General features: G+C 56.8%; 2 protein-coding genes. Both read left to right on the top strand.

What is annotated here, in order from left to right; translation table 11 throughout:
• Window positions 1-253: TOBE domain-containing protein (locus EOA27_RS36970; RefSeq protein WP_127258780.1), on the top strand; the 253-nt coding region annotated here is incomplete at its 5' end.
• Between the two features lie 16 nt (window positions 254-269).
• On the top strand, window positions 270-1,280 hold a 1,011-nt coding region (locus EOA27_RS36965), incomplete at its 3' end, for an ABC transporter permease (protein ID WP_145970846.1).

The following is a 1,280-nucleotide window of genomic DNA, read 5'->3' as shown; positions in this document are numbered from 1 at the left end:
GATACGACCGGAGCGTATTGGGATTGCCGCCCCTACGGCACCGAAGCGTGCCAACCCGGACCAGCGTCAGTTCGTGACGGGAATCGTCGAGGACACGATTTTTGCCGGTCCGGTGCGGAAGTACCATGTGCGCACCGCACGTAGCACTCTCATCGTTCGTGAGCATGTCGCGGCAGACCAGCAGGTCTTTCGGCCCGGCGACCAGGTCCGGCTGGACTGGTTGCGATCCGATGTCCGCCTCGTCTCGTTGTAGGTGATGAGCAGAGCTGATGAAGAAGTTTCAGATTTTTGGGCGAAGCCCGATATGGCTCACCGTGCCGGCTTTGGCTGTCCTGCTCGTCGTCTTCTCCGTGCCCCTCATTCAGCTCTTCCTGACCAGCCTCAATGCGCCGGCACTATCGCTAGCCAACTATCAGGCTTTCTTTAGCCGACCGGCTTATGTTCGGGTGCTCTTGCAAACTGTCGAGATAAGTGTCGTGGCTACGGCTATGTGCCTTATCATCGGCTATCCAATGGCCTATCTGATGGTGGCAGGTTCAAAGCAACTGCGCATGACGCTCATTGCGCTGGTTATCATCCCCTATCTGACCAGCGGGTTGGTCCGCACCTACGCATGGATAGCGATCCTCGGCGATCGCGGTCTGATCAACAACCTGTTTCTCAGCCTTGGCATTATCTCCAGTCCACTTCCGCTCATATACAACCGTGCCGCCGTCTACATCGGCATGGTGCACATTATGCTCCCCATGATGATACTGCCGCTCGTCAGCTCTATGATTGGTGTTGACAAGTCGCTAGTGGCAGCGGCCCGTAGCATGGGAGCAAGGCCGTTCACCGCCTTCTGGCGTGTTTTCCTCCCACTCACGCTGCCGGGGATTCGCAGTGGCTGTCTGTTGGTCTTTGTAGTTTGCTTGGGCTTCTACATCACTCCAGCCGCTCTAGGCGGTTTGGGCGATGCAATGTTGTCCAACTTTATTTCATCACAAATGGCCACGTCCTTTAACTTTGCTCCGGCCGCGACGGCCTCCTTTATCCTTCTGGCGGTTGCCGTTGTGGTGCTATCGTTTGTTGGACTCGATCTTGCGGGGACACCAGCCGCAGGCGCGAAGCCAGGATGGAAGTCGTATTTTGGGCGGCTGACCGTATCCCACAGGTTGAAGCGCTACGTTGACAAGGTTGGTACTCGACGCCGCGCGTCCCAATGGGCAGCCGGGCTGTATCGTGCAGACGAACCTAGCCGGTTGGCAAAAGTCGCTGGATTTGTATTCGTAATACTTGTC

Origin of the sequence: Mesorhizobium sp. M2A.F.Ca.ET.037.01.1.1 (assembly GCF_003998075.1) — a bacterium.
Taxonomy (GTDB): Bacteria; Pseudomonadota; Alphaproteobacteria; order Rhizobiales; family Rhizobiaceae; genus Mesorhizobium.
This window is presented reverse-complemented; position numbering and strand designations above follow the sequence as displayed.